The 5465-nt window shown below is 58.1% G+C and carries 7 protein-coding genes; all 7 read right to left on the reverse strand.

Annotation, left to right across the window (positions count from 1 at the left end; genetic code table 11):
* Positions 1 to 970, reverse strand: a 970-nt coding sequence (gene pqqE / locus RTY00_RS18825; RefSeq protein WP_312665466.1) for a pyrroloquinoline quinone biosynthesis protein PqqE, incomplete at its 3' end; no start/stop codon positions are given.
* Positions 957 to 1235: a pyrroloquinoline quinone biosynthesis peptide chaperone PqqD gene (gene pqqD, locus RTY00_RS18830; protein WP_061720121.1), complete on the reverse strand. Its 279-nt coding sequence runs from the start codon at positions 1233 to 1235 to the stop codon at positions 957 to 959. The genes pqqD and pqqE, both read right to left, overlap by 14 nt.
* Before the next feature lie 4 nt (positions 1236 to 1239).
* Positions 1240 to 1995 (reverse strand): pyrroloquinoline-quinone synthase PqqC, encoded by a 756-nt coding sequence (pqqC, locus tag RTY00_RS18835; RefSeq protein WP_179451032.1) that lies wholly within the window; start codon positions 1993 to 1995, stop codon positions 1240 to 1242.
* The gene (gene pqqB, locus RTY00_RS18840) at positions 1992 to 2918 is read right to left on the reverse strand and encodes a pyrroloquinoline quinone biosynthesis protein PqqB (RefSeq protein WP_312665468.1); all 927 of its coding nucleotides are present in this window, start codon (positions 2916 to 2918) and stop codon (positions 1992 to 1994) included. The genes pqqC and pqqB overlap by 4 nt, the downstream gene beginning before the upstream one ends.
* Positions 2919 to 2973: 55 nt before the next feature.
* Positions 2974 to 3045: a pyrroloquinoline quinone precursor peptide PqqA gene (gene pqqA / locus RTY00_RS18845; RefSeq protein WP_002905689.1), complete on the reverse strand. Its 72-nt coding sequence runs from the start codon at positions 3043 to 3045 to the stop codon at positions 2974 to 2976.
* 148 nt (positions 3046 to 3193) lie between these two features.
* Positions 3194 to 4219 (reverse strand): dipeptidase, encoded by a 1026-nt coding sequence (locus tag RTY00_RS18850; RefSeq protein WP_312665470.1) that lies wholly within the window; start codon positions 4217 to 4219, stop codon positions 3194 to 3196.
* A gap of 78 nt (positions 4220 to 4297) precedes the next feature.
* The gene (locus RTY00_RS18855; protein WP_312665472.1) at positions 4298 to 5230 is read right to left on the reverse strand and encodes an ABC transporter substrate-binding protein; all 933 of its coding nucleotides are present in this window, start codon (positions 5228 to 5230) and stop codon (positions 4298 to 4300) included.
* Between the last annotated feature and the right edge of the window lie 235 nt (positions 5231 to 5465).

Consider the following 5465-nt stretch of genomic DNA (forward strand, 5'->3'; position numbering starts at 1 on the left):
TAAAGGCCTGACAGCGGCAGCCGCCAAAGTCTTTCTCTTTCTCCTCGCAGGAGCGACAGGGTTCCGGCATCCAGTCAAAGCCGCGATAGCGGTTGAAACCAAACGAGTTGTACCAGATATCGTCCAGCGTGCGTTCCAGCACCGAAGGGAACTCGACCGGCAGCTGACGCGCGCTGTGGCACGGCAACGCGGTGCCGTCTGGCGTGACGCTGAGGAAGATCGATCCCCAACCGCCCATGCAGGGTTTCGGGCGCTCTTCGTAGTAATCCGGCGTCACGAACAGCAGATTGGTGAGATTACCGGTGGCGCTCATGCGCTGACGATAATCGGCCACCACCGCTTCGGCGTTGGCGATCTGTTCGCGCGTCGGCAGCAAACCTTCGCGATTCAGCTGCGCCCAGCCGTAGAACTGACAGGTTGCCAGCTCGACATCGTCGGCTTCCAGTTCGATACAGAGATCGATGATTTTGTCGATCTGGTCGATATTGTGACGATGCAGCACGAAGTTCAGCACCATCGGATAACCATGCGCTTTCACCGCTTTTGCCATCTCCAGCTTCTGCTGGAAGGCCTTTTTCGACCCGGCCAGCGCGGCATTGAGCGTTTCATCGCTGGCCTGGAAACTGATCTGGATATGATCGAGCCCGGCATCAGCAAAGGCGTCGAGTTTTTTCGCCGTTAGGCCAATGCCGGAGGTGATCAGGTTGGTGTAGAAACCGAGATCGCGCGCGGCGCGAATCAGTTCCGGCAGGTCTTTACGCGTCAGCGGTTCGCCGCCGGAAAAACCGAGCTGCACGCTGCCCATGGCACGCGCCTGACGAAACACCTCAATCCACTGTTCGGTGGTCAGCTCTTTCTCCTGCTGGGAAAAATCCAGCGGATTGGAACAATACGGACACTGCAGCGGGCAGCGATAGGTCAGTTCTGCCAGCAGCCACAGCGGCGGCGTCACGCTTTTACTCGGGTTCACGACACTGTATCCATTTTTGTTCGATGGCTGATTGCAGGAACTCTTTAACGTCATCGCCAACGCCGCCCGCGTCCGGGAAACGCGCATCCAGCGTGGCAACGATCGCCGCCACATCCTGTTTGCCATCCACCAGTTCGAGGATCGCCACAGCGGTTTCGTTCAGTTTGGCCATGCCTTCAGGATAAAGCACCACATGGCTGTCTTGCGCCGCTTCCCACTGCATGCGGTAGCCGCGACGGAAAGCCGGAATCACATTATCTTTCATGTTGTTATACCAGTCTTGTGCTGTGCCAGGACACCTGATCGGTGACCGTATGATAAGGCGGACGTTGCAGCGCATACGCCATGGTCATGGCATCGAGCATGGTCCAGAGAATATCGAGCTTGAACTGCAGGATCTCCAGCATGCGATTCTGCTGTTCGGCGCTGGTGAACACCTCAAGCGCCAGCGCCAGTCCATGCTCCACATCGCGGTTCGCCTGGCTCAGACGGCTGCGGAAGTAGAAATAGCCTTCCTCTTTGATCCACGGATAGTGCTGCGGCCAGCTGTCGAGGCGCGACTGATGAATCTGCGGCGCGAACAGTTCGGTGAGCGAGCTGCAGGCCGCTTCCTGCCAGTTGGCACGACGCGCAAAGTTAACGTAGGCGTCCACCGCAAAGCGCACGCCCGGCAGCACCAGCTTCTCCGACAGCAACACCTCACGATCCAGGCCCACCGCTTCACCTAACTGCAGCCAGGCTTCAATGCCGCCTTCGTGTCCGTTGCTGCCGTCGTGATCGAGGATGCGCTGCACCCATTTTCGCCGCGTCGCCGCATCCGGGCAGTTCGCCATGATCGCCGCATCTTTCAGCGGAATATTGGTCTGATAATAGAAGCGGTTCGCCACCCAGCCCTGAATCTGCTCGCGCGTCGCATCGCCGTTGTGCATGGCAATGTGATACGGATGATGAATGTGGTAGAACGCGCCTTTATCGCGCAGCGCCTGCTCAAACGCGGCGGGCGATAACGCTTCAGTAATGATCACGATGCAAACTCCTGCAGATGAATCGCCATACCATCCCAACTCACTTCAATGCCCTGCTGCGTCAGATAGGCGCGCTGCGGCGATTGCTCATTAAGGATCGGATTGGTGTTGTTAATGTGAATCAAAATCTTGCGTTTGGCCGGCAGCGCGGCCAGCAGCGCCATTAAACCTTGTTCTTCGGCCAGCGCTAAGTGGCCCATCGCTTTGCCGGTATTTTTGCCGACGCCGGTGGCAAGCAGCTCGTCGTCCTGCCACACCGTGCCATCAATCAACAGGCAATCGGCTTTTTGTAGCCACGGCATGATCACCGCATCCGGCTCACCAAGGCCCGGCGCGTACAGCAGCGTTTGGCCGTTGGCGGTGTTTTCAATAAACAGCGCCACGTTGTGGCCCGGCAGCGGGCGATCGCGATACGGCGAATACGGTGGCGCGTTGCTGAGAATCGGAATCGCGGTGAACTGCAAACTGTGGCAGACATCGACGCGGAACGGTTCCAGCGGCATTAACGCATGATGCTGCAAGCCGCCATTCCAGTGCTGCAGCATGGTGAAAATCGGGAAGCCGCTGGTGAGATCGCCATGCACTTCCGGCGTGCACCACACCTGATGTGGGCAACCTTCGCGCAGGCTCAGCAAGCCGGTGGTGTGATCGATTTGGCTGTCGGTCAGAATAATGCTGCCAATCGCCGTGCCGCGCACCACACCCTTTTTGATCAGTTCTGGCGTGTGGGCAATTTGCTGGCTGATGTCCGGCGAGGCGTTACACAGCACCCAATCTTCACCGTTGTCGCTGACAATGATTGAAGATTGGGTGCGCGCCTGCGCCTGAATGCTGCCGTTACGCAGGCCGCTGCAATTGGCGCAGTTGCAGTTCCACTGCGGGAAGCCGCCGCCCGCCGCTGAACCGAGGACTTTAATAAACATGAAAGTTGACCAGAGAGAGAAAACAAAATGCCCGCACGAACGGCGGGCAGAAGTCTTAGCGGTTGGAGATGTACAGAGTCACTTCCAGGCCCAGACGCAGGTCAATAAACGCAGGTTTTTTCCACATAATGGTCTTCCTCTTAAAGCTAAAACGCAGAGAAATCTCTGCTGAAGAGGATTGCGGCTGTGACGTAGATCACATCGCAATCCGTACGCGCGCAGATGTTGCGCCAATGTAGCGAGCAGATCAACCCTGATTCGGTAAGGGAATTGTGCTAATCCTGCCAAATTTGTTGCAACACGCGCTGCCAGTTGCCCCATGCGAGCTGCTCAAGTGCTGTTTGATCGTAGTCGAACGAACGCAACAACGCATAAAGATGCGGTAATCCGCTGACATCTTTCAGCGCATCAGGCACGCTGATGCCGTCAAAATCGGAGCCCAGCGCCACATGATCGCGGCCCATTATCGCGATCAGGTGCTCAACATGTTTAACAATTTCGATCAATGCGGTGTCGCTGTCGCGTTTTCCGTCGCTGCGCAGGAAAGCGTTGCCAAAGTTTACGCCCACCACGCCGCCGCTGTCGCGGATGGCGCGCAGCTGATCGTCAGTGAGATTGCGCGGCTGCGCACAGAGCGCGTGCGCATTGGAGTGCGTCGCCACCAGCGGTGCAGTTGACAGGCGCGCGGTGTCCCAGAAGGCTTTCTCGTTCATGTGCGACATATCGATCAACATGCGAAGGCGGTTGGCTGCGGCGATCAATTGCTCGCCTTGTTCGGTCAAGCCCGGTCCTGTGTCCGGCGAGCTGGGGAATGATCCACTGACGCCTTCGCCAAAGCGATTAGGCAGATTCCAGAACGGCCCGATGCTGCGAACGCCCGCTTTGTAAAACGCATCAAGCGCGACGCCATCGCCATCAAACCCGTCTGCGCCTTCAATATGCGCCACCAGCGCCAGCACACCGTCCGCGCGACAGGCAGCAATATCAGCGGCACGGAGGCATAAACGCGCCCGCCCGTCAGATTGCGCCGCCAGCGTTTTCAGGATGTCGAGCTGCTGCCAGAGAATCTCGAGCGGATCGAGATTTTCCTCCGCTCGCTGCGGCGCGACCTCTGTGACATAACGCTGTGGCGGCACAAACATCGCGAACAGCCCACCGGCAAAACCGCCCTGCTGCATGCGCGGAAAATCGAGGTGGCCCTTTTCGATGCCGTGAAAAAATGCCTGCGCCGGATCATCGCGATGATGCAGCCACAGATTGAGAAGCAGGTCGTTATGACCGTCGAAGGTTTTTAGCAACATGGGGAGATCTTTGGCGAAACAACATGCCGCCATGCTACGCGCGCGCTGCTGTTTCGCCAAATACGGGCGCACAAAGGGTTAGTTCTGCGCAACCTTTAAGCCGTGATAAAAGGTTGGTTTCACATCCAGATGCTGCTGGATCAAACCGTATTTCTGGTAGAAATCGGCGGTCTCCTGCTGCTGGGCGATGGTGGCATCATCAATGCTCTGCCAGTGCGATTTGCGGCGTGAGAAGGATTTCGCCGCCGCTTCTTTCGGGAAACCGATAATTTTCGCCAGTGTGGTGGAGTACTCATCGACATGGCTGTTGGCCCAGCGATCGGCAGCCGCTAAACGATTAACATAATCCTGCAGCGCCGCGCGTTTGGCCTCATCCTGCAACGCGGCGTCGGTAGCGGCGAGGAAACTGTTGCCGCTGGACAGGCCAACGCCGTTCACCAGCACGCGGCCGGTATGGGTCACTTCCGCCAGCGCGGTGTAGGGATCCCACGTTGACCAGGCATCCACCGAACCGTTAGCCAGCGCAATGCGCGCATCCGCCGGCGTTAAGAAGCGCCACTTGACGTCTTTATCGCTGACGCCCGCCTGCTCCAGCGCTTTAAGCGCCTCAAAATGGCCAATCGATCCGCGTCCAGTGGCGATGTTTTTACCCTTCAGCTCGGCCACGGTTTTGATGGGCGAATCCGGGCTGACCAGCACCGCCAATCCTTCGGGTATCGACTTACTCACCGCCACCGCTTTCACCTGCGAACCCGCCGCCAGCGAGAACAGCAGCGGCGCATCACCGATAATACCGGCATCCACCGCACCGGCATTCAGCGCTTCCGCCAGCGGTGCCGCCGCCGGGAACTCAGCCCATTCGATTTTATAATTGAGGTTGTTCAACTGCTGCGCCGCGGCCATTTCCGCGTGCATGTTTCCCTTCTGATCGGCAATGCGTAGCGTCACGGGTTCTGCCGCTACCGCGCTGCCCGCTGCCACGATCAATAGTGCCAAAGCTGCTCTTTTCATTGTGTTTTATCCCATCGCGCAAAACCCCAGCCTAACCCGCGCGCGCCAAATGACCGATGCCGATTTCGCATGAGATATGCCGACAATGGTATATAGCGGTGAGATGCCGCTCAGTTAGGCGCGGAGCAACTTTCGTTCGCCATGTGCTGGGGCAGTTGCAGTAACTTTGTGCGGCGCCCGAGAAGAGGACGCCTGGCCGCGCCCTCTTCACTCCCGGGCCTTGCGCCAGCCCAAC

The sequence above is a fragment of the Pantoea sp. CTOTU49201 genome, assembly GCF_032054795.1.
Classification (GTDB): Bacteria; Pseudomonadota; Gammaproteobacteria; order Enterobacterales; family Enterobacteriaceae; genus Pantoea; species Pantoea symbiotica.

Bases quoted from the DNA above. Each gene is read 5' to 3' on its own strand.
- pqqD (WP_061720121.1), bottom strand. From the start codon at position 1,235: ATGAAAGATAATGTGATTCCGGCTTTCCGTCGCGGCTACCGCATGCAG.
- pqqB (WP_312665468.1), bottom strand. From the start codon at position 2,918: ATGTTTATTAAAGTCCTCGGTTCAGCGGCGGGCGGCGGCTTCCCGCAG.
- RTY00_RS18850 (WP_312665470.1), bottom strand. From the start codon at position 4,219: ATGTTGCTAAAAACCTTCGACGGTCATAACGACCTGCTTCTCAATCTG.
- RTY00_RS18855 (WP_312665472.1), bottom strand. From the start codon at position 5,230: ATGAAAAGAGCAGCTTTGGCACTATTGATCGTGGCAGCGGGCAGCGCG.